The following is a 26,136-nucleotide window of genomic DNA, read 5'->3' on the forward strand; positions in this document are numbered from 1 at the left end:
TTCGACGCAAAATCCGAAGCAAAAAAAAGCTGCGTCCACGCTGGACGCAGCCCCTTAAAGTAGCGGTTGCTGAAACCGCCGCCTGGTCGATTATTAGCCGATCGCGATCCGCTAGCGAAGACCGCGAAAGCCGGATTACTTCGGCAGCGAGCCGTCCACGCCTTCCACGTACCAGTTCAGGCGTTGCAGTTCCAGATCGGTCAGCGTCTTGCCTGCCGGCACCTTCACGGCGCCGGACTGGTCCTTGATCGGGCCGGTGAATACGTCCCACTTGCCGCCCGCCAGTTCATCACGCTTTGCCGCGACCTGCTTCTGCGCGTCGGCCGAAATCGCCGAGGTGTTCAGGTCTTCAAGATTGACGGCCTTCTGCGGGATGCCCCACCACACCGGATCGTTCTTCCATTTGCCGTCCAGCACCTGCTGAATAGCCGAGTTGTAATACACGCCCCAATGCGCGACCACCGACCCGAGGTGGGCCTCGGGACCAAACTTCTTCATGTCCGAATCCCATCCGAACGCATGTACGTGCTTTTCCGATGCTGTCGCGAGCGTCGCGCTCGAATCGGTGTTTTGCAGCAGCACGTCGGCACCCTGGCCGATCAGCGTTTCAGCGGCCTGCTTTTCCTTGCCCGGATCGAACCAGCTGTTGATCCAGATGACCTTGGTGTGAATCTTCGGATTCACCGAGCGCGCGCCGAGCGTGTACGCGTTGATGTTGCGGACCACTTCAGGAATCGGCACCGAGGCGACGAAGCCGAGCGTGTTGGTCTTCGTCACATAGCCCGCGGCGACGCCTGCCAGATACGCGCCCTGGTACATCCGCACGTCATAGGTGCCGAAGTTCGGCGCCTTCTTGTAGCCGGTTGCGTGCAGGAACACCGTATCGGGGAAATCTTTCGCGACCTTCAGTTCGAAGTCCTGATAGCCGAAGCTCGAACCGATGATGATCTTGTTGCCCTTGTTCGCCAGATCGCGGAACACGCGTTCCGAGTCGGCCGATTCCGGCACGTTCTCGATACGGGTGATCTTGATCTTGTTGCCGAACTTCGCTTCTGCTTCCTTCGAGCCCTGATCGTGCGCGAAGGTCCAGCCGGCGTCGCCAGGATTGCCGAGGTAGACGAACGCAACGCCCGGCGCGTCGGCCGCTTGCGCGGTTTGCGCGAGCGGTGCGGCAAGCGCCAGGGAGGCCGCGCCCCAGGCGAATGCGGTCAGCAGATTTCTTCTCTTCATGTTTTCTCCTGTCGTGTTTGTCGATTGATTTGAAACGTGTGGTCAGTTATATGAAACGACACGCGTGTCAGCCCGCCGAGAAAAACGGCTTGCCGAGCGACGCGGGTGCATTCAGACGAATCGTGTTCGGGTTGCGCGAAATCAGCACAAGTACGACGACAGTGGCGACGTACGGCAGCATCGCGAGAAGCTGCGTCGGCACCGGCACGCCAATGGCCTGCGCGTAGAACTGCAGGCCGGTCACGGCGCCGAACAGCAGCGCGCCGATCAAGAGACGCCCCGGGCGCCACGTCGCGAACACCACCAGCGCGAGTGCGATCCAGCCGCGGCCCGACGTAAGCTGCTCCTGCCACAAGTGCAGGTTAACGATCGAGTAATAACCGCCCGCGAGCCCCGCCATGCCGCCGCCAAAGGCCACAGCGCCGTAACGCACGCCGATCACCGGAAAGCCGACCGAGTGCGCCACTTGCGGCGATTCGCCCACCGAGCGCAGCACGAGGCCCGCACGCGTGCGATACAAAAACCACCAGATCACCGCGAACATCAGGAACGCGAGGTAGTCGAGCGGCGTCAGGCTGAAGAGCGCGGGCCCAAGCACCGGAATCTTCGAGAGACCCGGAATGGTCCACGTGTCGATCGTGGCGCGCACCGCGGCCGACGTGTACGGCTTGCCGACATAGGCCGACAAACCAATCCCGAAGATCGTCAGCGACAGGCCGGTGGCGACCTGGTTGGCGAGCATGGTCAGTGTGAGGAACGCGAACAGCAGCGACATCGCGAGGCCCGCGCCGATCGCGGCGACCACGCCGAGCCACGGGTTGCCGGTAATGGCGGTGACCGCGTAGCCGGTCACGGCGCCCATCAGCATCATGCCTTCGACGCCGAGGTTGAGCACGCCCGACTTCTCGGCGACGAGTTCGCCCGCGCCCGCGAACATCAGCGGGATGGCGGCGGAGACGGCGCTCGAGGTGAGCGCGCTGGCTTGTTGAATATCCATGGGGATCCGGCGGGAAAATCAGTGGGCTTGCGCGGCGACAGAGCGCCGACGCACGCGGTAGTTCACGAACAGGTCGGCACCCAGCAGGCAGAACAGCAGCAGCCCCTGGAACACGCCGGAGAGCGCCTGCGGCAATTGCATCGAGGTCTGCACCGCTTCGCCGCCGAGGTACAGCAGCGCCATCAGCAGGCTCGCGAGCACGATGCCGAGCGGATGCAGCCGCCCCACGAACACGACAATGATCGCGGTGAAGCCGTAACCCGGCGACCATGTCGCCTGCAACTGGCCGATCGGACCGGATATCTCGCCCATGCCGGCGAGGCCCGCCAGACCGCCGCTGATCAGCAGCGACGTCCAGATGGTTTTTTTGTCGGAGAAACCGGCGTAGCGCGCGGCGAGCGGAGCAAGACCGCCGACGTTCATCCGGTAACCCGCGAAGCTCTTGCGCATGAACAGCCACACGCATGGAATCGCGATCAGCGTGACGAACACCGACGCGTTCAGCCGTGTGCCGCGCAGCCATTTCCAGTGCCAGTCGCCGGAAAACGTCGGGTACAACGCGTCGCCGCTGAACATCTCCGAGAGTGGGAAATTCATGCCCTGCGGATCGCGCCACGGGCCGCTCACCAGATAGATCAGCAGTTGCGTCGCCACATACGTGAGCATCAGGCTGACGAGAATCTCGTTGGTGTTGAAGCGGCTTTTCAGCAGCGCGGGAATCGCCGCCCACGCCATGCCGCCGAGCACGCCGGCGATCATCATGGTCGGCAGAATCCACCAGCCGGTGGCCTGGTCGAAATAGATCGCGACGCCGCTGGCGGCGATGCCGCCGAGCAGCATCTGCCCTTCGGCGCCGATGTTCCAGACGTTGGCGCGATACCCGATCGCGAGGCCGAGGCCGATCAGGCACAAGGGCGAAGCCTTCAGCAGCAGTTCGGACCAGCCGTTCACGCTGGAGAGCGGTTCGATGAAAAACGCGTGCATGGCTTCGAGCGGATCACGGCCGACCAGGCTGAAGATCAGGAAGCCGATCGCGAGCGTGAGCAACGCGGCGATCAGCGGCACGGCAAGCTGCATCGTGCGCGAGGGCGTCGTGCGGGCTTCGAGTCGATACGGAAGAATCATGGGAGCGTGTGGTTAGGTCTGGTTCTGGTTTCTAACGTCGATCGGCAAGTCGCGCATCGATCGGGTCAGGCATGCGCCGGCTGTTCCGCCGAAGGCGCCGCGCCCTCGCGGTCGCCGAACAGGCCCGCCATCCAGCGGCCGATTTCCTCGGCGTTGGTCGCTCCCGTGGCGCGCACTGGCGAAAGTCTGCCGCCTGCAAGCACCGCGATGCGATCGCAGATGTCGAACAACTCTTCCAGCTCCTCCGAGATCACCAGAATCGCCACGCCGCGCGCCGACAGATCGAGCAACTGCTGACGGATGAAAGCCGCCGCGCCGACGTCGACGCCCCACGTCGGCTGCGCGACCACCAGCACCTTGGGCGCCTGCAGAATTTCGCGGCCCATGATGTATTTCTGCAGATTGCCGCCGGAGAGACTTTGCGCCAATGCTTCCGAGCCGCCACAGCGCACGTCGAAGGCTTCGATGCAACGCCTGGCGAAGGCGCGCATCGCGCCCGCCCTGATCCAGCCGGTGTTCACCATCTGCTGACGATGCGCCGTAAGCAGTGCGTTTTCCGACAGTGTCATCGCCGGCACTGCGCCCCGGCCCAGACGCTCTTCCGGCACAAAACCGAAACCGAGCGCGCGACGGCCGCCTGCGCCGAGGCGCCCTGCCGCCTTGCCGCAGATCGTGACCGCATCGGCGCGCGTGCCGCGCTTCTCCCCCGACAGGGCCGATAGCAATTCAGCCTGCCCGTTGCCCGAGACGCCCGCGATGCCGAAGATCTCGCCGGCATGCACGCCGAACGATACGTTGTCGAGCGAGGTGCCGAACGGGTCGTCGCTCTCCACCGACAACTGCTTTACATCGAGCAGCACGGCGCCCGGCGTGTGCTCGCGCCGGGTGTAATCGGGCAGCGAATGGCCGACCATCAACTGCGCGAGCGACGCATGCGTTTCCTGTTTCGGTTTTACGTGACCGGTCACGCGGCCGCCGCGCATCACCGTGGCGGTGTCACACAGCTCCTGGATTTCGTCGAGCTTGTGGCTGATGTAGAGGATGCTGCACCCTTCCGCCGCGAGACGCCGGAGCGTCTCGAAGAGCTTGCGCACCGCTTGCGGCGTGAGCACCGAAGTCGGTTCGTCCATGATCAGCAGACGAGGGTTCTGCAGCAGGCAACGCACGATTTCGACGCGTTGCCGCTCGCCCACCGTCAGGCTATGCACGTGACGTTGCGGGTCGATGTCGAGGCCGTAGTCGGCGGAGACTTCGCGGATACGCTTGGCGAGCGTCTTCAGATCGAACGGTTCGTCGAGCGCGAGCGCAATGTTTTCGCCGACCGTGAGCGTCTCGAACAACGAGAAATGCTGGAACACCATGCCGATGCCGAGCTTGCGCGCCGCCGCCGGGCTCGCGATCTCGACCGGTTGACCTTCCCAGTGGATCTCGCCGGCGTCGGGCCGCACCGCGCCGTAGATGATCTTCATCAGTGTGCTTTTGCCGGCGCCGTTCTCGCCGAGCACGGCATGGATTTCACCCGGCGCGACGATCAACGTGACGTCGTCGTTGGCGCGCACGGCCGGATATTGTTTGGTGATGCCCTGAAGCATCAGCCGGGGCGCCGCCTGTTCCGGCCTGCTTGCCGGCTGCGCGGCGGCGCCGTCGCTATAAAAAGAGTCGCTCATGTGATTCCGTAGTACGTCGGAGACTGCCGGTTACAGCGCGTCCGCCCGCCCTGTCAGCAAGCGATCCGTCACCACAACCGGATGACAATACCTAAATCGACCCGCTCAGTCGAGCCGTCAAAATTCCCCGCAAACCCCCGTCGCAGCTTGCTCTGCGGGTATCCCACTCTTGACGTGGCTTTGTGTTCATATTAAAAGCCATATATACCCACGCCCGCTCGATCAGCCAGAACATATATTTCGGAGAAGTCATGAGTCAGCAACGCGAGGCGATCGATACGTATCTATTACGCGTCTTGCACACCCTGTTGATGGAACGCAGCGTCACGCGCGCGGCCGTCAAACTGAATCAATCGCAACCCGCCATCAGCGCGGCGCTGCGCCGCCTGCGCGACATCACCGGCGACCCGCTGCTGGTGCGCGGCAAGTCTGGCATGGTGCCGACCGAGTACGGCCTGCGCCTGCTCGAACCGGTGCAAAACGCGCTGCGCGAGATCGAACGCATCAAGTTCCAGCAGCACAACTTCGACCCGGCGACCTCGATCCGTTGCTACCGGATCGGCTGCCCGGACTACCTGAACGTGCTGTTCGTGCCGACAGTGGTCGAACGCTTTCGTCAGGCCGCGCCGAACGCGACGCTCGAGTTTCACTCGCTCGGGCCGGCGTTCGACTACGAACTCGCGCTCGAGGACGGCAAGCTCGATATCGTGGTCGGCAACTGGCCGGAACCGCCGGAGCAATTGCACCTGTCGAATCTGTTCGTCGATCAGATCGTCTGCCTGATGAGCAACACGCATCCGTTCGCCAAACGCGGCGGGCTGACGCTCGACCAGTATCTGAATGCGCCGCATCTTGCGCCGACTCCTTACTCGGTGGGCCAACGGGGCGCGATAGATGTGCATCTCGCGCGCGAACGGTTAAAGCGTCACGTGGTCGTCACGTTGCCGTACTTCAATCTGGCGCCTTACGTGCTGATCAAGTCCGATCTGATCTTTACGACGACACGCCTGTTTGCCGACTACTACGCCAAGTTCCTGCCGCTGACCGTGGTGCCCGCACCGCTCGATTTCCCGCCGATGCAGTACTACCAGCTGTGGCACGAACGCGTGCATTACTCCGACGAAGTGCGCTGGCTGCGCAGTCTGGTCGCTGAAGCGACCAAGACGCTGATCGACAAGCCCTGATCTTGGCGCAGCGCTTTGTGCTGCGCTTCGTGCATCGATCTACCGGCATCCATTCTTTGCGGATGCCGGTAGACCCGCTCCTTCTATTCCGCTCTTACTTCCGTTCTTACCCAATCATTACGCTTACGCTGCCGCTTCGTAAAGCGTCCTGGCCAGGCGGTTGTGCTGCTCGATGACCGGCCCGAGCTCCAGCGTCGTCAACTGACCATTCTTCACGACCACCTTGCCGCCGATCACGCTGTGACTCACCTGCGACGGCGCGCAGAACACCAGTGCCGCGACCGGATCGTGCAACGCGCCCGCGAACAGCGGCTGACGCAGGTCGAACGACACGAAATCCGCTGCCATGCCCGGCGCCAGCGCGCCGATGTCGTCGCGATTCAGCACCTTCGCGCCGCCTAGCGTCGCAATCTCCAAAGCTTCGCGCGCGGTCATTGCGTCCGGCCCGAAACCGACCCGCTGCAACAGCAGCGCCTGCCGCACTTCCGCGACCATTTGCGCCCCGTCGTTCGACGCCGAACCGTCGACACCGAGGCCCACCGGTACACCCGCAAGGCGCATCCGCTTGACCGGCGCAATCCCCGAGGCCAGCCGCATGTTCGAGCACGGGCAATGCGCGACGCCGGTACCCGTGCGGGCGAATAGTTCGATGCCCGCGTCGTCGAGTTGCACACAGTGCGCATGCCACACATCGTGACCGACCCAGCCGAGGTCTTCCGCATACTCCGCCGGCGTCATGCCGAACTTCTCACGGCTGTACGCGATATCGTTGACGTTCTCCGCCAGGTGCGTGTGCAGCGACACCCCGTAATGCCTCGCCATCACCGCCGATTCGCGCATCAGATCGCGGCTCACCGAGAACGGCGAGCACGGCGCCACCACCACGCGCAACATCGCGTAACGCCCTTCGTCGTTATACGTCTCGATCAGACGCTGCGTGTCCTTCAGAATGTCCGCTTCACGTTCGACCACCGAATCCGGCGGCAAACCGCCGTCCTTCTGCCCCACGCTCATGCTGCCGCGCGCGGCGTGAAAACGCATGCCGATCCGCTGCGCCGCGACGATGCTGTCGTCGAGGCGGCTACCGTTCGGGTAGATATACAAATGGTCGCTCGAGGTCGTGCAACCGGACAGCAACAGCTCGGCCATCGCCGTCAAGGTCGAGACTTCGATCATCTCCGGTGTGAGGTTCGCCCACACCTTGTAGAGGTTGGTCAGCCAGCCGAACAACTCGGCGTTCTGCGCCGCCGGAATCGCGCGCGTCAGGCTCTGATACATATGGTGATGCGTGTTCACCAGCCCTGGAATCACCAGGTGGCCGCGCATGTCCAGCACTTCGTCGGCCGTTTGCGGCAATTCCACCGTGGGTCCGACCGCGACGATGCGGTTGTCCTCGATATACAGGCCGCCGTCGCGCAGTTCGCGCCGGGCGCCGTCCATCGTGACCAGCACGTCCGCGTGCTTCACCAGCATCGTTTTCTTCGGCCTGTTTGATTTCATAGCCGTTTGTTCCATCGTCATTCGTTTCTCCGCTTCATTGCTTCCGTGCAAAGCCGTTCGAACGCGATGGGACGGCACGCCAACCGTGCCGCCGCGTCCTGTCGAACGCCGTTGGCCCGGTTACCCAGCGTATTTCCGCCGTCTTCGGGATGTGCCGCGCTTCACTCATGTTTGCTGCGGCGCACGGGTATAACCTTCGACGGTCAAAATAATGCTGACAACTCGCGCCAGTGCGATACCCAACCTCACACTGCCGATATAGTGGGCCTATTTTGGCGCCGGTACGATCGGACGATGCGATTAAAAGCACGGCAATCGTCGAACAAATCGACTCGAAACAGCTTTCAACAGGCTGTCTGTCATGCGCCAGGTATTATCTTTCCTATCTCGCGTGCGCTGACGTGAACATCCTTTTTACAATGGCTGCCACGGCGCTCGCTTCAATTCGCCGACGGGTATGTAGCCACTGACGTGGAGCCTCGATCCGCCGCAACGTATTCTGGATCGGGCCGCCGCCGAAACCTCGCATTCACATAAGGAAAATTGCGAATGGGAAAGCTCACTACCCATGTGCTCGACACCGCGAACGGCCGTCCCGGCGCGGGCATCAAGGTCGAACTCTTTGCGCTCTCCGGCGACACTCGCCGCGCGCTCAAAACCACCACCACCAATGACGACGGCCGCTGCGACCAGCCGCTGCTCGAAGGCGACGCACTCGTTGCGGGCGAATACGAACTCGTGTTCGGCGCCGGCGATTACTTCGCATCGATCGGCACCAAGGTGCCGGAGCCGCGTTTCGTCGATCGCGTCGTGCTGCGTTTTGGCGTGGCCGATGCCGGCGCGCACTATCACGTGCCACTGCTGGTGTCGCCGTGGTCGTACAGCACCTATCGGGGCAGCTAAGGGGGCACTAAGGGGCAACTCAGCGCACCCTGCGTTTTCGATAGGCGTTGGAGGACGGCGAGGTTGAAGTCGCGTTGTATTTCCGAGCGCGCCCGATTGCACTGTGCGGATCTTTGGAGACACCCGCGAAGCGCAATCGAACGCGAGCGACCCGACCTGACGTTCCAATAAAAAACGGCGCGTGCGAACTGAGCGCACCGCGTCTCTCACCCCGCAGTCTGTGTAGCGACACGCCACGCATGCCGAGGCCCCGTCAACCGGGTCACCGAAGGCGCAATCAAGGCATAAGCGTCGTTACACGTACAACGAATCAGAAGTGGAGGAGTTTCATGGAAGGCTTTATTACTGACTGGCTGAACCTGGCATTGCGCTGGTTTCACGTCATCGCCGCGATCGCCTGGATCGGCGAATCGTTTTATTTCGTCGCGCTCGACAACAGCCTGAAACCGCCTACGGACCCGAACCAGCGCAAGCGCGGTGTGTTCGGCGAACTGTGGCACGTACACGGCGGTGGCTTCTACAACATGCAGAAGTACACCGTCGCGCCGCCGGAAATGCCGGACGACCTGCACTGGTCCAAGTGGCCGTCGTACACCACGTGGCTGTCGGGCGCGAGCCTCTTCACGGTGCTGTATCTGCTCGCGCCGAGCACCTACCTGATCGACAAGAACGTGCTCGATATGGGTCCGGTTGTGGCAGTTGCTTCGGCACTCGGCTTCCTCGCTGCAGGCTGGATCGTCTACGACTCGCTGTGCCGTCTTCTCGGCAATAAAGACAAAGTTCTGGGGATCTGCGTCGGCGTTTATGTGGTGATCGCGGCGTACCTGGCGTGCCATATCTTCGCGGGCCGCGCGGCTTACCTGATCATGGGTGCGATGCTGGCAACGATCATGTCGGCGAACGTGTTCTTCGTGATCATCCCGGGTCAGCGCAAGATGGTTGCCGCGATGCTCAAGGGCGAAACGCCGAACCCGATCTACGGCAAGCGCGGCAAGCAGCGCTCGGTGCACAACACGTATTTCACGCTGCCGGTGGTGTTCGCGATGCTGTCGAACCACTACGCGATGACGTACACGAATCAGTACAACTGGGTCGTGCTCCTGATGATCATGCTGGCCGGCGCGCTGATTCGCCAGTTCTTCGTGATGCGTCACCGTGGCCAGGTCCTGTGGTATCTGCCGCTGGTGGGTATCGTGCTGATGTTCTGCGCCCTCTTCTGGACCATGCCGAAGCCGATGGTGCCGCAAGCGCAGGCCGCGAACGCGCCGGCGGTCAAGGTGGCCGATATCGCGCCGGTGCTGCAACAGCGCTGCGTGGCATGCCACTCCGCCCATCCGACGATGATGGGCAGCGCCCCGGCCGGCGTGTTGCTGGATACGCCGGACGAGATCTCGCAGAACGCACCGCGGATCTATCAGCAGGCGGTGACATTGAAGGCGATGCCGCTGGGCAACGTTACGCACATGACCGACGACGAGCGGATGAAGATCGCCGCGTGGTTCGAAGGCGGTGCAGTGAAGTAATGTGCTGGCCGGGTGTTGCACCCGGCTTTGGCAAAGCAGTACGAAGCGGGCTTTTCGCGTGAGCGGGAAGCCCGCTTTTTTGTTGGCCAGTCGGTCCGGGTTAATTGTTAATAACGACAGTTAATTTTGTAGCCCAAGAGGCACAAATTGAATAAGAATAGGCAAAATGTAGCCCGAAAGGCACAAAATCATAGAAATAATTTGTGTCCCATGAGCTACAATATAGGCTAATACATGCCAATTCGACGCCTTGGGGCTACAAATGACCAATCTCGCTGACGTATCGAACATGCTGAAGTCCGTTCGGCGCGAAAACCACCTGTCGCAAGAGGAATTGGCGCGCCGGGCGGGCGTGGCTCGCACCACCGTCGCACGTATGGAAACGCTGGCCAAAAGCGATATGAGCGTGTCCGTACTCGTGCGTCTGCTTGAAGCAGCCGGCTACGACCTCAAGTTCGTCGCGCACGGGCACGGGCGCACGCTCGAAGACATCCTGGCTGAGCAACGCATGCCGGACGCGAACTCATGAGACTCGACGTTCAGGTATTGGGCAAGCACGTCGCCACGCTGTTTCGGGAGCGCGACGACTACGTCCTCAAATACGATCGCGACGCAACGGTAGCCGACTTCGTCAGTCTGACCATGCCAGTGCGCGAAGAAGCCTGGCGCTGGCCGCGCGACCTGCATCCGTTTTTCCGGCAGAACCTGCCCGAGGGCTACCTGCTAAATCTGATCCGCGAGCGATTTGGGCCATTGCTCGACGGCACCGATCTGTCGCTGCTCGCCGTGGTCGGCGCCATGGGGATTGGCCGCGTCACCGTTACGCCCGAAGGCGTAGCGCCGGGCACCGAACTGCAAGCGCTAGATGTGCAGGACATCCTGCACGGTGACAATACCGCCGAACATTTCGCCGCGCTGGTTCGTGAATATGCGCGCGCGGCCATCTCGGGCGCCGTGCCAAAGTTCATCGCACCTCAGACGGTTGCTTCCAGCGCGTCCGCACCGACGCCGCTCGGCAAACCGACCATCCGAACGAGCCACCACATCGTCAAAGGCTCCGACGACAGCACGCCGTTTCTCGGTTTCAACGAGTTCTACTCGATGCGCGTGCTCGAACGGCTCGGCGTAGGGCCGGTCGCACGCACGCAGATGTCGGATGACGGCCGGGCGCTGATCGTCGAACGCTTCGACGTCGATAAGCACGGACTGCCGGCCTATGGTGTCGAAGACATGTGCGGCCTGTTAGGTTTGCCGCCGCACGAAAAGTACAATTCGACCAGCGAGAAAATGCTCAACGCCGCGCGAGCCTACCTGCTCGATCGCGAGAGCATGCGGCAGCAACTCGAACATCTCGCCTGGCACTTGCTGACAAACTACGTCGTGCGCAACGCGGACTGCCACACGAAGAACGTCGCACTGCTTTACACGTCGGTGGATGATGTCGCGTTTACGCCCGCCTATGACATCGTCACAACACAGGCCTATCCGCGTTTCGCAGCCAATCTGCCAGGCCTTCCGATCGACGGCCGTAAGACCTGGGCGGCGGGCAAAACGCTTGAGCGCTTTTTCAACACCCGCATGGGGATCGCGCCGCGGCAATATGCGCAGATGGTTGAGGCTCTATGCGATTCGGCGCTCACCGTCGGTCACGAATTGATTGAAGCGGCACGCAACGAGCCGCAATGGCGCAACGTGGCGAAGCAGATGCTTCACGCCTGGGATGACGGCATGGCATCGCTGCGATCGCCGAAGAAAAGTCTGCAATTCAATGGACTCAAACCGGCAATCGAAGCCGCGGGATTCTCCGCGCCGGAGCCCGCAGAACGTGCACGTGAAGTGATCGGACACTCACCGCTTCTTGGCAAGCGTAACTGATCGACGAGATGCGCCCCGCGGCACGGTGGCCCCCAAATAAAAAAGGCCCACAGCATGCACGGTGGGCCTTTTCATAATCAACCTGATCCATACGTCAAAGCAACCAACCTCAAACCGTCACCGCGCTCAACGCGTCTTCGGTAAGCCAGAACGACTCGGCCAGATCCTGCTCGTTCAGATTGTGTCCATCGCCACCCCGATCGACGACGATAAAGTCGCTCACGCCGCCCAACGCGATCAGCGGATGGTGCCAGACACCCTTCGCATAGTTCACGCCTTGCCAGCCGCTCGTCACGAACGCACGAATCTGCGTCGGGTCCAGCTCGCCAGCCGGCGCCACGACCACCAGATACGGCTTGTCGTTGAGCGGCACGAAGGCCTGGCTGCCCAGCGGATGCCGTTCGAGCATCTTCACCTCGAACGGCAACGTGCGCGGCTGCCCGCGAAACAGGTTCACCAGCGTACGACCGTTCTCGTCGGTCACGTCCACTTTCGCGAGATCGTGATAGCGGATCGTGGTGCCGAGGTTGATCGGAATCTGCTTCGCGCCTTCGAGTTCAACCACGTCGCCGAATGCAGCGAACGCCTCCTTCGTCAAGGGTTCGATAAGCAGCGTTTTCATGATGCGAGCGTGCCCCACAGACGCAGACGCGACACGCCGCCGTCCGGAATGATGTTGAAGCGCACGTGCGTGACCGGACCCAGGGCAGCGATTTCGCTTTCGAAATAGTGCTGGTTGTCCATCTTCAACTTCTGTTCGCCCAGCAGCACCGGCCAGAACATGGCTTGCGTGATCAGCGAGCTGTCCGTGCCACCCGTTACATACGCGGCCTGGATCGAGCAACGGTCCGGATAGTTGCCCTTGAAGTGAGCCGTATCGACTTCGATCTTCCGGATCACGCCCGGTTGCGCCAGCGCGACGATCGCCCAGTCGTTGCCCGGTTCACGGCGGCGGCGCGTTTCCCAGCCGTCGCCCATGTTCACGCCACGGCCCGGCATCAGAATCGTCGATGCAGCGCCGAAGTGCTGGTTGTTCGCCGCGACCAGATACGCGCCGTTTTCCATCGCGGCCAGATCGAACTGCTCGGTGCGGCTCGCGCCCGCCCAGTCGACTTGCGGCTGGCCATACACACGCAGACGCGCAATACCGCCATCAGGGTAAATGTTCACGCGCAGGTGCGTGTAGGCGTTCGCGTCGCTGACTTCGTGATAGTGGTGGCTATTGCCTTGCAGCGTGGTCGACGGGACGATTTCGGTCCATTGCGTGGACTGGTTCGGCACGCCGTCCACGACGCGCGCAGCCTCAACCGAAGCCGCCGGCGGGAAGTTGCCCGTGAAGTGGCTGGTGTCGAGGTCGAGACCCTTGATCACGCCCGGACGCGCGAGCTTCACGACGCACCAGTCGTAGCCGTTGGCGCGCTTGCGGCGCGTTTCCCAGCCGTCCATCCACTTGCCGTTGTCGTCGTACTTGCCCGGAATGAAAACGGCCGGCTCCGGATTCAGCATACGCTCCTTCGGTGCGAAGAAATCGTCGCTGGCCTCGAGGGCCTGCGCGCCCAGACGCGGGTCCGCCAGGTTCACATAGCGGCGCGTGAATTCCGGTGCGTTGGGGTCGAGAATCGGGAGTGCCATCGTAGTCTTCCTTAGTGTTTGCTAGTGCTGAAAAAACGTTTCAGTTCGAGGTTCGCGACGCGTGGTCAAACCTTACGCGTCGATCAGGTCGTCGAGCCGGAAACGTGCGATGCGGTAGATCTGATCGAGGCTGGCGCGCAATTCATCCGCGCGGCTGTTGTTCACGCGGGTCTCGAAGTTCGCGATGATGCCGTGGCGGTCGTAACCGCGCACCGCGAGGATGAACGGAAAGCCAAACTTCTCGCGGTAGGCGCTGTTCAACGCCACCAGCCTGTCGAATTCTTCCTGCGTGCACTGGGCAAGGCCCGCGCCGCTCTGCTCACGGGTGGATTCGGCCGTCAACTCGCCGCGCACCGCAGCCTTGCCGGCGAGCTCCGGGTGGGCATTGATCAACGCCAGTTGCTTTTCTTCGCCGGCAGTCTCAACGATGTTCGACATCTTGCTATGCAGTTCGTCGATGCTGGCAAACGGCCGTTGCTGCGCGGCGATTTCCGCGACCCACGGCGAGTGCTCGAAAATGCCCGACAGCGCCGCGACGAACGCGCCGGTCGGCGTGCTGTTGAGTTGGTCAAGAGTGTATTGCATCGCCTTCATGCCGCTGCCCCGCGGTTGTTTTGTTGGTAAGGGTGATGTTCGCGCCAGTGACGCGCGATATCGACGCGACGCGTCACCCACACGCGATCGTGCTGTTCGATATGGTCGAGAAAACGTTGCAGTGCACGGAAACGCCCCGGACGGCCGAGCAAACGGCAGTGCATGCCGATCGACAGCATCTTCGGCGCTTCGTCGCCCTCCTCGTAGAGCACGTCGAATGCGTCGCGCAGGTACGTGAAGAAATGGTCCGCGGTGTTGAAGCCTTGCGGGCTGGCAAAGCGCATATCGTTGGTGTCGAGCGTGTACGGCACGATCAGTTGCGGACTCTTCGCGCCGCCCGTCACTTCAACGTCCATCCAGAACGGCAGATCGTCGCCGTAGTAGTCCGAGTCGTACAGGAAGCCGCCGTATTCGGCGACCAGGCGATGCGTGTTGGGACTGTCGCGGCCGGTGTACCAGCCAAGCGGGCGCTCGCCGGTAATGCGCTCGATCGCTTCCATGCCGAGGCGCATGTGCTCCGCCTCTTTTTCCGGCGACATGTCCTGGTAATGGATCCAGCGATAGCCGTGGCAGGCGATCTCATGACCGAGTTCGACGAACGCGCGCCCGAGATCGGGATGCCGTTCCATCGCCATGCCGACACCGAACACCGTGAGCGGCAAGCCGCGCTTTTCGAATTCGCGCAGAATGCGCCACACGCCTGCGCGCGAGCCGTATTCGTAGATCGACTCCATGCTCATATGACGCGCCGGGAAAGACGCCGCGCCAACGATTTCCGACAGAAACTGCTCCGAGCCCGGATCGCCGTGAAGCACGCAGTTTTCACCGCCCTCTTCGTAGTTCAGGACGAATTGCACCGCGACACGCGCCCGACCCGGCCAGTTCGCCTGCACCGGGTGGCGGCCGTAGCCGATCAGATCGCGTGGATAGTTCGAGTCGAGTGGCATGGTTTGACGAAAGCGTGATGACGGTACGTAAAATTCGCGTGGAACTCACGTGACATGCACGTGGGGTTTGCGTGCGTTCTGCATGCGTGTGCGTGATTTTGCGTGTTACGCATGCCGGCGCGGGCGGAAACAGCCCGGAATAGCGGCACCAAAAGCAGCAGCAAAATAGCGTTCGGGCACCAGCGCCGAGTGGGACCAGTGTAGCGAAAACGCCCGGGTGCGCCCATACACCCGGACAGATAGTGCGTGTCAGACTGGATGTATGTGCGGAGCCCGCCCCGCCGGGCGTTCCGTGGTGTTTACCCGCAGCAAACCCGGCGCATTAGCGCCTTCCGCCGTGCTCGCGGCCGAATCGCGATGCGGCCGGGGATTTGGGTCGGCATCGGTTGGACTGAAGGCTTCCAGCGCGCCGTCGTAGCGCTTGGCCAGCGGACGCGCGTAGTCGCCCCGCTTGGCTGTCGACAATCGCAGCGCGACCAGCGCCTCGGTCCATTTGACCGCGGCCGTTACGCCCTCGATCACCGGCGCGCCCAGGGCGTCTTCAATCTCCGCGCACAATTCGGCCATGCCGGCGCAACCGAGCACGATCGCGTCCGAACCGTCCTCCGCCAGCGCGCGCCGACATTCGTCGAGGATGATGCGGCGCGCCGCCGAGCCGGGCTTGTCCAGGTCCAGCACGGCGACGTCGGTGGCGCGCACGTTGCGGCAAAAACGCTTCATACCGTAGCGCTCGGCGAGATGCCACGCCATGCCGCACGTGCGCGCCAGGGTTGTCACCACCGAAAATCCCGGCGCCAGCACGCTCGCGGCATGCATCGCCGCTTCGGCGATGCCGATCACCGGCCCGCGCGCCACCTCGCGGGCCGCGTATAAACCGGGGTCGCCGAAGCAGGCAATCACGTACCCGTCACAGCCCTCACGCTCGCCGGCGATAACCTCCGCGAGCAAACCGGGCGTTGCAAGCGCTTCGTCGTAATAGCCTTCAATCGACGGCGGTCCCATTGTCGGGTTGACCGCGATCACTTCGGTGCCAGGCGTGGCGACTTCGCGCGCGCAGCGGCCCATCGCCTCGGTCATGCGTTGGGTCGTATTCGGATTGATCAGTTTGATGCGCATATCGACTCCTGTTGCAGCACTGGCTCAGCGAGCGAGCACGCGATAGAACACGGCACCCAACCCAGCGCCGATGAACCACGAGAAATTGGCCAGCCCATCGAGCGTCGGCACCATCACGCAGATCACGGCAATGACCGCGGCCGGCAACAATGCGGCGACGGCTCGGTAATTGACACCGTTCCTGTACCAGTATGAGCCGCTTGGAGAGACCGAGTAGAGATCGTCGAGCACGATCTTTTGACGCTTCACGAGGAAGTAGTCGACGATCAGGACACCATACAACGGTCCAATGAAACTGCCGAGTACGTCGAGCGTGTAGTGAATGACCGCCGGGTTGTTGAAGAGATTCCACGGCGTGATGAAAATCGACGCCACCGCCGCAAGCATGCCACCCGCGCGCCAACTGATCAGACGCGGCGCGACATTCGAGAAGTCGAAGGCCGGCGACACGAAGTTAGCGACGATGTTGATGCCGATAGTCGCAATCGTGAAGGTCAACGCACCGAGAATCACCGCAGTCGGATAGTCGATACGGCCCACCGTTTCGACCGGGTCCGTGATCAATTGGCCAAACACCGGCAGCGTGGCCGCGGTCGTGACCACCGTCACCAGCGAGAAGGCGAGGAAGTTGACCGGCAGCCCCCAGAAGTTGCCGCGCTGCACGCTGCGAAAGCTCTTGCCGTAGCGCGAAAAGTCGCCGAAATTCAGCATCGGCCCGGAGAAATACGACACCACGAGCGAAGTCGCCGTGATCATCACCGGCACCACTTCCATGCCGTGATATTTAACGCCTCCCAGGTTGATGCCGATGTTTCGCCATCCTGCGCGATACACCATGTAACCTGCGAGAATGAACATCACCACGTAGACTGCCGGACCCGCGAAGTCGATGAACTTCTTGATGGTCTCCATGCCGTGCCAGAACACCAGCGCCTGCAACACCCACAGCAGCATGAACCCGGTCCAGCCCAAGGTGGAAAGCCCCATGAAACCATGGTGGTGCACGTCCGCGTACGGCAACAGTTGCGGGACGAACTTCAGCACCACGATCACCAGTGCGCTCGAAGCCAGATAAGTTTGGATTCCATACCATGCAACCGCGATCAAGCCGCGAATCACGGCGGGAATATTCGCGCCGAGCACGCCAAACGTTGCGCGGCAAGCCACCGGATAAGGCACGCCGTTCGCCTGACTCGGCTTGGCGATCAGGTTGCAGAGCAGGTTGACAATCATAATGCCGACCAGCAGCGCGATCAGCACTTGCCAGCTCGTCAGTCCAAGCGCGAACAGACTGCCCGCGAACACATAGCCGCCGACGCTATGCACATCCGACATCCAGAACGCGAAGATGTTGTAAGCACCCCAGGTTTGATGGCGCAGCGGCGCCAGGTCTTCGTTGTACAGCCTCTCGCTGTAGCCTGCGGGGATCGACGGATCGCTGGGCGCGTCTCCGTATGTGGGAATTGCGGGACTGCTGGACGTTGCACTGAACTGAGCCATGATTCCTCCTTGGGATAGAGACCATCGATCGTGAATCGAAGGACATTGCATCGGTCATGCCAGCCGCCCTCTTCTCCTCGATAGGCAAGCAAGAGGAAACAGGAGGTTCGAGCAGGTTGCTTGACCGCACCGCGGGTGTCTCCGTACTTGACGTACTTGTGCTTATCGCACCGCCTGCAGCCGCGTATTCCCGGCGATGCGTTACTACTCCAAGGCTGTCATCCCGTGACGGCCACGCGTGCGCAAGCCGGCAGCGCTCACGCCGAGCCGCCTTGCAACGCCTGATTCGGTTCAGTTCAATTCAGTGCGACGCGCACCAGCAACGGGCGCGCACCGGCCGCCTGCCTCAGTCTGGCGCGGACTTGGGTCTACCAGGTGCTTCCTTCGCTGCGCTGTTAAGTGCGCCGAAAACTTCATGCAGATCGGCTGCGCCACGTGCGGGGCGCTCCAGCATCTTCAACTCGACGCTTTGCAAATGGCGCGACATCAGTGCCGCCGCCTCTTTGGCATCGCCGGCGTCGAGCGCGGCGAGAATGGCTTCATGGTCTTCGAACGAGCAAGGGCTGCGTCCGAGTGATTCGTACAGTGCAGAAATCAGCGTGGAGCGTGCCACCAGTCCGCTCAGGCAGTCGCACAACACGGCGTTACCAGTGAGCCCGGCCAACTCGGTATGGAACTCACCCGATAGACGAATCCACGCCGGAAAATCACGTGTTTCGAACGCCTTGCGCTCACGGCCGATCATGCTGCCAATGCTCTTCAAACGGCGCATGCCGTGACCGCCGCAAATCTTTTCAACTACGGCCAGTTCAATGATACGGCGCATTTCGAACACTTCATGCACTTCCTGCAGCGACGGACTGGCGACGAACGCACCACGATTCGGCTCGAGGTCGACGAGGTGGTCGGTGGCCAGTTGCGCGAGCGCCTGCCGGATCGGGCCGCGCTTCACGCCGAATACTTCGCACAACTGCGCTTCTGTCAGCTTGGCGCCGGGAGCCAGCCGATGCTCGAGGATCGCGGCGCGGATGCGCTCGGCGATCGCTTCGGGTTTCGAACTATTCGCGGCGGTGGAATCTGTGTCGGACATGATGTGTGTCTCGGTATGTTGGTCATCATAGGATGGACACAAAAATTGTCAACAATTTTTGCGTCACTTTTCGACAATCTGGACGGCCGGGCCATGCTGTAGGCCAATGAGCAGCCTGCGCGGACCTTACTCTGCTTCAATACCAGTTTAATTAATGGTCAGGGTGGCCGTCTATTGGAGACAGTTTTTGTCAACAAAGTGAGGGGCCTTCATGGAACTGGTCTGTTGGCGCGGGGGTGAAAAATGCCGACCGTTAGTTGCATTATTGATTAAAAAAGAAAGCGGGCAAACCGCCCGCTTCCCTGCCCCACGTCTTTTCAGGCGAGGGTTGGATAGCCCGATACCGTCAGCTTGAACCCATGCGCGTTAGCGACGAGGTGCGCGTCCGCACCGACCGGCAGCGTCAGCATGTTGGGAACATGACCGAATTGCAGCCCGGTGATGACCGGAATCCCGATCACCGCCCTCACCTGCTCGATCACCGCGTGCAGGTCGTAGCCGTTGTCGTAATCGTACTGTTTGCCACCGGAGAAATCGCCGAGCACAAGCGCCTGCTGTTGCGCGAGGATGCCCGACAGGTGCAACTGATAAAGCATCCGCTCGAGCCGGAACGGCTGCTCGTTGACATCTTCGACGAACAGAATGCCGCCCTGCACCGGCGGCATGTAAGGTGTACCGATCAACGATGTCAGCACCGCCAGGTTGCCGCCCCACAACATGCCGGTCACGTCGGCGGTCTGCGCTTGCGGCACGTTGCCCGTCACCGTCATGGTCGGCCTGGTCAGCGTGGACCAGAAGTGCTGCATCGTGAATTCGCTCAGATCTTCCGCGCCGAAGTCGCTCATCAACATCGGACCGCAGAAGGTTTTCACGCCCGCACGTGCCAGCAAGGCAAGCTGCACCGCGGTGAAATCGCTATGCCCCACCAGCGCGACCGGCTGATCGGTCAGCCGCCGTTGCAGCCCTTCGTAGTCGAGTCCGTGCAGGATGCGCGCCGCACCGTAGCCGCCACGCACGGCTAGCACGATGTCGGGCAGTTCACGCGAGGGGTCGGCCAGCCGGTTCAGATCGGCGGCACGTTCGCCGTCGGTGCCGGCGAAGCGCTGGTAGCGGCGCCTTGTCACCTCCACACCCTCGACGCGATGCCCCTGCGCATGCAAGCGGTGCAACGCGCGATGCAGCACCTCGGATTCGTGCGGATACCCGGACGGCGCGATCAACTCAATGGTGCGATGAACGGTCATTGGCAAGACCTGTTGGACGTTGTTGTTTTAGAGCGGCTCAGCCGACCCCGGTTCGCCGCGCGTTTCAACATCTGCGTCGAGGGGCGCTTCGCCCCGTGCCGCCGCGCGTGCTTCACGGCTTGCGCGCCGCCTGTCGGCAAAGAACGATTTGAGCGCGGCGCCGCATTCGGTTTCGAGCACACCGCCGGTCACCGTGGTGTGGTGATTCAATTGCAGATTCGCGAAGGCGTCGACGACACTGCCGCACGCGCCGGTTTTCGGATCGCGCGCCCCGAACACGACGCGTGCGATGCGCGCGTGCATGATCGCTCCGGCGCACATCAGGCAAGGTTCCAGCGTCACATAAAGCTCGCAGCCCGGCAGACGGTAGTTTTCGACAGCTTGCGCGGCTGTGCGCAATGCGATCATTTCCGCATGTGCCGACGGGTCGTGAGCACCGATCGGATGGTTAAACCCCTTGGCGATGACTTCCTCGCCCCGCACGAGTACCGCGCCAACCGGCACTTCGCCGGCTGCACGCGCCTCTTCGGCGGCGGCCTGGGCGAGCGCCATGAAACGGCGATCGCGCTCCGAGACGGGCGGTGCGGGCGATTCTTCTGGCGTGGGGGTATCGATTGGCGCAGTGACGGCAATTGCTGAAGTCGAATCACTCGCCGCCGGTGCGGGAGCACCGGGACCAACGGAGCCGGCCGGAGCAGCCAGCAAGGTGGCCGCCTCTGCCGATTCGCGGTACTCGACAGACGCCGGATCAGGCGGTGCGGAGCGCACTAGCGGCTCGCTCACTGCGAACCCGCATCGGCCATATTGAGGTTGCCAACGCGTTCCGACAGCCGCTCGGCAATGCGGCGGCAGTATTCGCGCGGCAGGACCAGCGGGCCGCCACGCAGCGATTCAAGTGCCATATCCAGCGCCAGCAAGCGCGCCTGGAGACGGCAGCGGGTGGCCTGGTCGCTCACGGCATTCAGCTCCGCTTGCAGGTCGCACAAGGCGCGCAGCTGCTCGACAGCCGGCGGCACGAAACCCGCATTTTTCAAAATCCGGTTGGCGACGCGCACTTCCTCCGGGACCAGAGCATCGTCCTCAAGGGGCAGCGGCGCACCCGCGCCGGGTAAATCGTCGAACTCACCGCGCGCGGCTGCGGCGGCAATACGCTGTTCGACTAACGCATCAAGCAATTTCATCTGCAGTCCACTACGTTGCGGCCCAAGCATTCTATCAGGGAGCGCGCGACGGTTCTGGCTGTCTGACCGACGAATCCCCCTGGTTTTCAGATATTGCCTATTTGAGGGGCGCATGGCGTGGATTAGGGTGGAGGGTTGCCGGCCCCGGCCGGCGCTGCAGCTTCGAACCCGCAAAAAACTTACGAATATCTTTCACCGCGTGCCACAGCAGCGGCCGCCTGCACCTGCCTCACTCGTGGAGCCCATTACGCTATGCATTCCAGAATCATCGACCACCGCTTCGACACTGCTAGTCCGACCTGCGCCACACACTTCCATCCACACCTGACTGTACTGACAGCGCCGCTTCAAAAGCGCGCTTTCAAGCGATGCCTGCGTACGGCATTGGCGGCCGTGACGCTCTCGGCCGCGTTATCAGGCTGCGGCGTGTTCTGCGGAGGTGCAGGCGGAAGTGGCAGCGGCTTTGCCGGCGGTTGCGCGACCGGCGTGCGGTTCTAGTCCGGAATGCCTCAACGCATGGGCTTCACGACGGCCGACGCGAGGCAGCACGCTCACGTAGCGGCCAAAGTCCATCGCGCGAGAACCACATGCCGGGTACGTCCAAGCAGGCTGTGCACCAGAGCAAACTCACGCACGTTCCAACTGACGGCTTCGACCGGACGTGTCGCGACCCACGGCATGCCATAAGCGAGTGTCACGTGCGGGGTGTACATCGTATTTGACGAGCCCGCGCGATCCCCAAATCCAGCGTCTTGCAGTGCCGATCCGAGTGCGTCGTGTAACGCGTGGAGTCCAACGACACCCTCCGCTCCACCCAACACCAACGGCCCCGGCCGCGGCTTCAGCGCAAAACTGAGCGCACTGTCGAACTCGACGCTAAAAGGCTCCATCCTGATCGACGCGGCCGCGTTCATGGCCGCATCCACTCGCGCTGGCGGCAAACCGCCAGCGAAATTTCCAAGGTGAATCAATGTGACGTGCATACGGTTGGCTGCAAGCGGCTTGCTCTTTGAGCGCGTCTCCCCGCAGAGCTGTTGCGCGAGCTTCGAGATATTCGCCGCCGTACGCGTATCTGGAAAGACGGCGAAGAACAGGCCGTCTGTCGGCACGGGTGGCGCCTCGAGTCCGGGCAGCCAGAGTTGCTCAGGCATGGCGCGCCTGAATGGGTGAAGCCGGCATGGGAATGAATCTCCGTTCAATGGTGTGCACTTGCCAGCGCCTCTGGAAAGAAAGTCGGTTGCGGGTGCGGAGTGCAAGAGGGCTTGCGCTCAGTGGCCGCACACACACAACACTGTACATTCATACAGTATCGGCAGCAACCTGAAAGCGCTTAAAAACGGACAGCGGCGGTCGACCATCACCGCGCGAGAAAGGGTACGCATTCACGGATCAGCAGTCGATCCTGTACGAGGTCAATGCCGCAGTGACGATCGTCGATGCGGATGGTCATTCACCCAGCGCCCTCGTGGCGTCGGCGCCGCAGCGCGACTGGACCGTTGCCCGCCTAACGGGGCATCGGTACCAGAAAGATAGCGATCAACAAGCAACCGGACACAGGCTGCCCTGATTGACAGGGCAGCCTGAATTCCTTAAGCCTGAGTCGCCAACAGTGCCGCATTCAGAATCTTGCTCGGGCGCATCACGGCGTCCAGCTTTTCTGTGTCGGGCATGTAGTAGCCGCCGATGTCTACCGGCTGGCCTTGCACGGCCGAAAATTCAGCAACAATGGCCTGCTCGTTCTCGGTCAGTTGCTTCGCCAACGGCGCGAAATGTGCGGCAAGAGCGGCGTCTTCGGTTTGCGCGGCCAACCCCTGGGCCCAGTACATGGCGAGATAAAACTGACTGCCGCGGTTGTCCAGTTGTCCTGTCTTTGGTGAAGGGTTCTTGTTGTATTCCAGCAGCTTGCCAGTGGCATCATCCAGCGTCTTCGCCAGTATTTTGGCCTTGGCATTGCCGGTCTTGATGCCCAGGTCTTCCAGTGACACCGCCAGCGCCAGGAATTCACCCAGCGAATCCCAGCGCAGATGGTTTTCTTCCACCAGTTGCTTGACGTGCCTGGGCGCCGAGCCGCCCGCGCCGGTTTCGTACATGCCGCCGCCGGCCATCAACGGCACGATGGAGAGCATCTTGGCGCTGGTGCCCAACTCCATTATGGGAAACAGATCGGTCAGGTAGTCGCGCAGAATATTGCCCGTGACCGAGATGGTGTCCAGCCCGCGAATGACGCGCTCCAGCGTGTAACGCATGGCTCGCACCTGCGACATGATCTGAATATCCAAACCGGTGGTGTCATGGTCCTTGAGGTAGGTCTCGACCTTCTTGATGACCTCGGCCTCGTGTGGGCGGTACGGGTCCAGCCAGAAGATGGCCGGTATGCCCGAGTTGCGGGCGCGGGTAACCGCCAGCTTGACCCAGTCTCGGATCGGCGCGTCCTTGACCTGGCACATGCGCCAGATGTCCCCTTCTTCGACGTTCTGCACGAGCAACACTTCGCCCGTGGCGATATCGACAATGCGGGCTTCGCCCGCTTCGGGCACTTCAAATGTCTTGTCGTGCGAGCCGTATTCCTCTGCCTGCTGGGCCATCAGCCCGACGTTGGGGACCGTGCCCATCGTGACCGGATCGAAGTTGCCGTTGGTCTTGCAGAAGTTGATGATCTCCTGATAGATACGGGCGAACGTGCTTTCCGGAATCACCGCCTTGGTGTCCTTCGGACGGCCATCGGCGCCCCACATTTTGCCGCCAATGCGGATCATGGCCGGCATCGAGGCATCCACGATCACGTCGTTGGGAGCGTGCAGGTTCGAGATCCCCTTGGCCGAGTCCACCATCGCCAGTTCGGGCCGGTGCTCGTGGCACGCGTGCAGGTCGCGGATGATTTCTTCGCGCTTGGAAGTGGGCAGGCTCTCCAGCTTGTCGTAGAGATTCACGAGGCCATTGTTGACGTTCACGCCCAGTTCGTCGAACAGTTTGCCGTGCTTCTCAAAGGCCTCTTTGTAGAAAATTTTCACCGCATGCCCGAACACGATCGGATGCGAGACCTTCATCATCGTGGCCTTCACGTGCAGCGACAGCATGACATCGGTCTTACGCGCATCTTCCATCTGCTCTTCGTAGAAGTCGCAGAGCGCTTTCTTGCTCATAAACATGCTGTCGATGATCTCGCCGTCCAGCAATGAGACCTTAGGCTTGAGGACGATCGTCTCGCCGTTGCGGGTCAGCAGTTCCATCCTCACGTCGCGGGCGCGGTCCAAAGTCATGGACTTTTCGCCATGGTAAAAGTCGCCGTGCTTCATGTGAGCCACGTGAGTGCGCGAAGCCATGCTCCATTCGCCCATGCTGTGCGGATGCTTGCGAGCGTAATTCTTCACGGCGCTGGGTGCACGGCGGTCCGAGTTGCCCTCGCGCAGCACGGGATTGACGGCGCTGCCCAGGCACCTGGAGTAACGCTGACGAATGACCTTCTCGGCTTCGGTTTTCGGTTCCTCGGGGAAATCCGGCACGTTGTAGCCCTTCCCCTGCAACTCCTTGATCGCACCGACCAACTGATGCACCGAGGCGCTAATGTTGGGCAGTTTGATGATGTTGGTATCGGGCAGCAAGGTCAGACGACCGAGTTCGGCCAGGTTGTCGGGCACCCGTTGCGCCTCGGTCAGAAATTCTGGAAATTCGCCCAGAATGCGGCCGGCCACCGAGATGTCGCTCGCGGCGACGTGGATTCCGGCCGACGCGGTGAACGTGCGGATGATGGGCAGGAAGGCACTCGTCGCCAGCAGCGGCGCTTCGTCGGTCAGGGTGTAGATGATCGTAGGTTGCTGGGTAGTCATTCATTACCTCGAGATCGTGAAATGGGTTGGCGAATGGCGTCACTGACCGGCGTTGGCAGTGGAATTTTGCCTGACTTCGCTTCCCGGTGGGCTACACCGCGCGCCCTTTTCACAATTACGCTCACATTGCAATCGTGAGAATGAAGAATCCGCTTACACGCGAACCACCCCATACCCCGGATCGTGTCACTGGACCGGCTACGCCAACCTACAGCTCCGTCAGGCAACGAATCAACGTCTGACGTTCCGGATAGTCGGGCTCCGCGGCCTGCCATGTTATCCAGTAGCTGCTCTCCATCTGCAGTGCGTTCTCCGTCAGGCGCGTGAGCCGCCCTGCTTCGATCGATAATCGGCAGAGCGGAAGCGAGCCGAGGAGGATGCCCGGGCGAGCCTCCGCGGCCCGCAACGCGAACACGAACACGAATGTATCGAACCGCAACGACGGCACCGGCGGCAGCGTCGTACCGTTGGCGGTATACCAGTCGCGTCAGCCCACGCGTGGCCCCCGATGTCGCGATAAACGGCAGGTTCTCCCAGCTTCCCTTGACGTCGGCCAGCAAGGCCGGCGCGGCAAGCGGCGCGAGTTCCTCATGGAACAATCGCGTCGAGACCCGTTCGGGCCAACGGCCGTCACCAAACCGGATTTCATAGTCGGCGCCGGCCAGCGCATAGTCGGGAAGCCGTTGCACCGTTTCGAAGGTGAGATGAACGCTCGGTAACGCGGCGGCGATTTTCGCCAGCCGTGGCGCGATCCACAGTTCGATGATCGATGCCGGCCTGAGTCAAGCCGAGCTCGTTCGCCGCGGCGATAAAACTGCCGAGCCGTCCGGCCGCTTCGAAGACACGAACCCACTCGAGGGGCGGCAGGCTGGTGGCCGGTTTATTCATACGGATCAGGATCTCGTGACAGGGAATGACGCGTTGTATTCGACACCGCGTCGAGCCGCCACGTAGAGATAAGCGCCTTACCTTCGTTCAGAATTTTTGCTGCTTCCACCACG

23 protein-coding genes and 1 pseudogene are annotated in these 26,136 nt (G+C 61.9%); 5 read left to right on the forward strand and 19 right to left on the reverse strand.

Annotated features, from left to right (window positions below; all coding sequences use genetic code 11):
• Nucleotides 1-135: 135 nt before the first annotated feature.
• The 4 genes from B0G76_RS11900 to B0G76_RS11915 form a co-directional block, all read right to left on the reverse strand.
• Entirely contained in the window at nt 136-1,230 is a 1,095-nt protein-coding gene (locus B0G76_RS11900; RefSeq protein WP_120292328.1) for a BMP family ABC transporter substrate-binding protein, read from the reverse strand.
• Between the two features lie 67 nt (nt 1,231-1,297).
• The gene (locus tag B0G76_RS11905; protein WP_120292330.1) at nt 1,298-2,227 is read right to left on the reverse strand and encodes an ABC transporter permease; all 930 of its coding nucleotides are present in this window, start codon (nt 2,225-2,227) and stop codon (nt 1,298-1,300) included.
• An 18-nt stretch (nt 2,228-2,245) separates the two neighbouring features.
• Nucleotides 2,246-3,352: an ABC transporter permease gene (locus tag B0G76_RS11910; RefSeq protein WP_120292332.1), complete on the reverse strand. Its 1,107-nt coding sequence runs from the start codon at nt 3,350-3,352 to the stop codon at nt 2,246-2,248.
• Nucleotides 3,353-3,417: 65 nt separating this feature from the next.
• Entirely contained in the window at nt 3,418-5,019 is a 1,602-nt protein-coding gene (locus tag B0G76_RS11915; RefSeq protein WP_120292334.1) for an ABC transporter ATP-binding protein, read from the reverse strand.
• 251 nt (nt 5,020-5,270) lie between these two features.
• Between B0G76_RS11915 and B0G76_RS11920 the strand changes: the two genes are divergently transcribed.
• Nucleotides 5,271-6,203 (forward strand): LysR substrate-binding domain-containing protein, encoded by a 933-nt coding sequence (locus B0G76_RS11920; protein ID WP_074764203.1) that lies wholly within the window; start codon nt 5,271-5,273, stop codon nt 6,201-6,203.
• A gap of 123 nt (nt 6,204-6,326) precedes the next feature.
• On the opposite strand, the gene B0G76_RS11925 is transcribed toward B0G76_RS11920, so the two are convergent.
• A complete protein-coding gene (locus tag B0G76_RS11925) occupies nt 6,327-7,724 on the reverse strand; it encodes an 8-oxoguanine deaminase (protein WP_120292336.1) in 1,398 nt (465 codons plus the stop codon).
• Nucleotides 7,725-8,252: 528 nt separating this feature from the next.
• Here B0G76_RS11925 and uraH point away from each other — a divergent pair.
• The 4 genes from uraH to B0G76_RS11945 all read left to right on the forward strand — a co-directional run bounded on the left by uraH (nt 8,253) and on the right by B0G76_RS11945 (nt 12,004).
• A complete protein-coding gene (uraH, locus tag B0G76_RS11930; protein WP_012433320.1) occupies nt 8,253-8,606 on the forward strand; it encodes a hydroxyisourate hydrolase in 354 nt (117 codons plus the stop codon).
• Nucleotides 8,607-8,935: 329 nt separating this feature from the next.
• On the forward strand, nt 8,936-10,129 hold the full coding sequence (locus tag B0G76_RS11935; RefSeq protein WP_120292338.1) for a urate hydroxylase PuuD: 1,194 nt from the start codon (nt 8,936-8,938) through the stop codon (nt 10,127-10,129).
• A gap of 262 nt (nt 10,130-10,391) precedes the next feature.
• Complete coding sequence (locus B0G76_RS11940; protein ID WP_120292340.1) at nt 10,392-10,658, forward strand: helix-turn-helix transcriptional regulator; 267 nt, start codon at nt 10,392-10,394, stop codon at nt 10,656-10,658.
• The gene (locus B0G76_RS11945) at nt 10,655-12,004 is read left to right on the forward strand and encodes a type II toxin-antitoxin system HipA family toxin (protein WP_120292342.1); all 1,350 of its coding nucleotides are present in this window, start codon (nt 10,655-10,657) and stop codon (nt 12,002-12,004) included. Before B0G76_RS11940 ends, B0G76_RS11945 begins: the two co-directional genes overlap by 4 nt.
• 109 nt (nt 12,005-12,113) lie before the next feature.
• Here the strand turns inward: B0G76_RS11945 and B0G76_RS11950 are convergent, their stop codons facing one another.
• From B0G76_RS11950 to B0G76_RS44770, 14 genes and pseudogenes are all read right to left on the reverse strand, one after another.
• Nucleotides 12,114-12,626 carry an ureidoglycolate lyase gene (locus B0G76_RS11950; RefSeq protein WP_120296329.1) on the reverse strand — a complete coding sequence of 171 codons (513 nt, stop codon included), beginning with the start codon at nt 12,624-12,626 and terminating at the stop codon, nt 12,114-12,116.
• On the reverse strand, nt 12,623-13,636 hold the full coding sequence (alc, locus tag B0G76_RS11955) for an allantoicase (protein WP_063495873.1): 1,014 nt from the start codon (nt 13,634-13,636) through the stop codon (nt 12,623-12,625). Before alc ends, B0G76_RS11950 begins: the two co-directional genes overlap by 4 nt.
• Nucleotides 13,637-13,708: 72 nt before the next feature.
• Nucleotides 13,709-14,230 (reverse strand): 2-oxo-4-hydroxy-4-carboxy-5-ureidoimidazoline decarboxylase, encoded by a 522-nt coding sequence (uraD, locus tag B0G76_RS11960; RefSeq protein ID WP_120292344.1) that lies wholly within the window; start codon nt 14,228-14,230, stop codon nt 13,709-13,711.
• The gene (gene puuE, locus B0G76_RS11965; protein WP_120292345.1) at nt 14,227-15,177 is read right to left on the reverse strand and encodes an allantoinase PuuE; all 951 of its coding nucleotides are present in this window, start codon (nt 15,175-15,177) and stop codon (nt 14,227-14,229) included. The genes uraD and puuE overlap by 4 nt, the downstream gene beginning before the upstream one ends.
• 249 nt (nt 15,178-15,426) lie before the next feature.
• Nucleotides 15,427-16,293, reverse strand: a complete 867-nt coding sequence (locus B0G76_RS11970; RefSeq protein WP_120292346.1) for an aspartate/glutamate racemase family protein — start codon at nt 16,291-16,293, stop codon at nt 15,427-15,429.
• A gap of 24 nt (nt 16,294-16,317) precedes the next feature.
• Nucleotides 16,318-17,793 (reverse strand): NCS1 family nucleobase:cation symporter-1, encoded by a 1,476-nt coding sequence (locus B0G76_RS11975; protein WP_120292347.1) that lies wholly within the window; start codon nt 17,791-17,793, stop codon nt 16,318-16,320.
• 346 nt (nt 17,794-18,139) lie between these two features.
• Nucleotides 18,140-18,883 (reverse strand): GntR family transcriptional regulator, encoded by a 744-nt coding sequence (locus B0G76_RS11980; protein ID WP_120292348.1) that lies wholly within the window; start codon nt 18,881-18,883, stop codon nt 18,140-18,142.
• A gap of 317 nt (nt 18,884-19,200) precedes the next feature.
• The gene (gene ldcA, locus B0G76_RS11985) at nt 19,201-20,127 is read right to left on the reverse strand and encodes a muramoyltetrapeptide carboxypeptidase (protein WP_120292349.1); all 927 of its coding nucleotides are present in this window, start codon (nt 20,125-20,127) and stop codon (nt 19,201-19,203) included.
• A 27-nt stretch (nt 20,128-20,154) separates the two neighbouring features.
• Nucleotides 20,155-20,760, reverse strand: a complete 606-nt coding sequence (gene tadA, locus B0G76_RS11990) for a tRNA adenosine(34) deaminase TadA (RefSeq protein ID WP_409076752.1) — start codon at nt 20,758-20,760, stop codon at nt 20,155-20,157.
• A gap of 146 nt (nt 20,761-20,906) precedes the next feature.
• A complete protein-coding gene (locus B0G76_RS11995; RefSeq protein ID WP_120292351.1) occupies nt 20,907-21,308 on the reverse strand; it encodes a DnaJ family domain-containing protein in 402 nt (133 codons plus the stop codon).
• Between the two features lie 551 nt (nt 21,309-21,859).
• Nucleotides 21,860-22,459, reverse strand: a complete 600-nt coding sequence (locus B0G76_RS12005; RefSeq protein ID WP_120292353.1) for a 2'-5' RNA ligase family protein — start codon at nt 22,457-22,459, stop codon at nt 21,860-21,862.
• 438 nt (nt 22,460-22,897) lie between these two features.
• Nucleotides 22,898-25,135 (reverse strand): NADP-dependent isocitrate dehydrogenase, encoded by a 2,238-nt coding sequence (locus B0G76_RS12010; RefSeq protein WP_120292354.1) that lies wholly within the window; start codon nt 25,133-25,135, stop codon nt 22,898-22,900.
• A 208-nt stretch (nt 25,136-25,343) separates the two neighbouring features.
• On the reverse strand, nt 25,344-25,574 hold the full coding sequence (locus B0G76_RS43690) for a hypothetical protein (protein WP_259460556.1): 231 nt from the start codon (nt 25,572-25,574) through the stop codon (nt 25,344-25,346).
• 79 nt (nt 25,575-25,653) lie between these two features.
• Nucleotides 25,654-25,902: pseudogene (locus tag B0G76_RS44770) on the reverse strand (LysR substrate-binding domain-containing protein); the annotation flags it as partial.
• Nucleotides 25,903-26,136 lie beyond the last annotated feature (234 nt).

The organism is Paraburkholderia sp. BL23I1N1, assembly GCF_003610295.1.
Classification (GTDB): Bacteria; Pseudomonadota; Gammaproteobacteria; order Burkholderiales; family Burkholderiaceae; genus Paraburkholderia.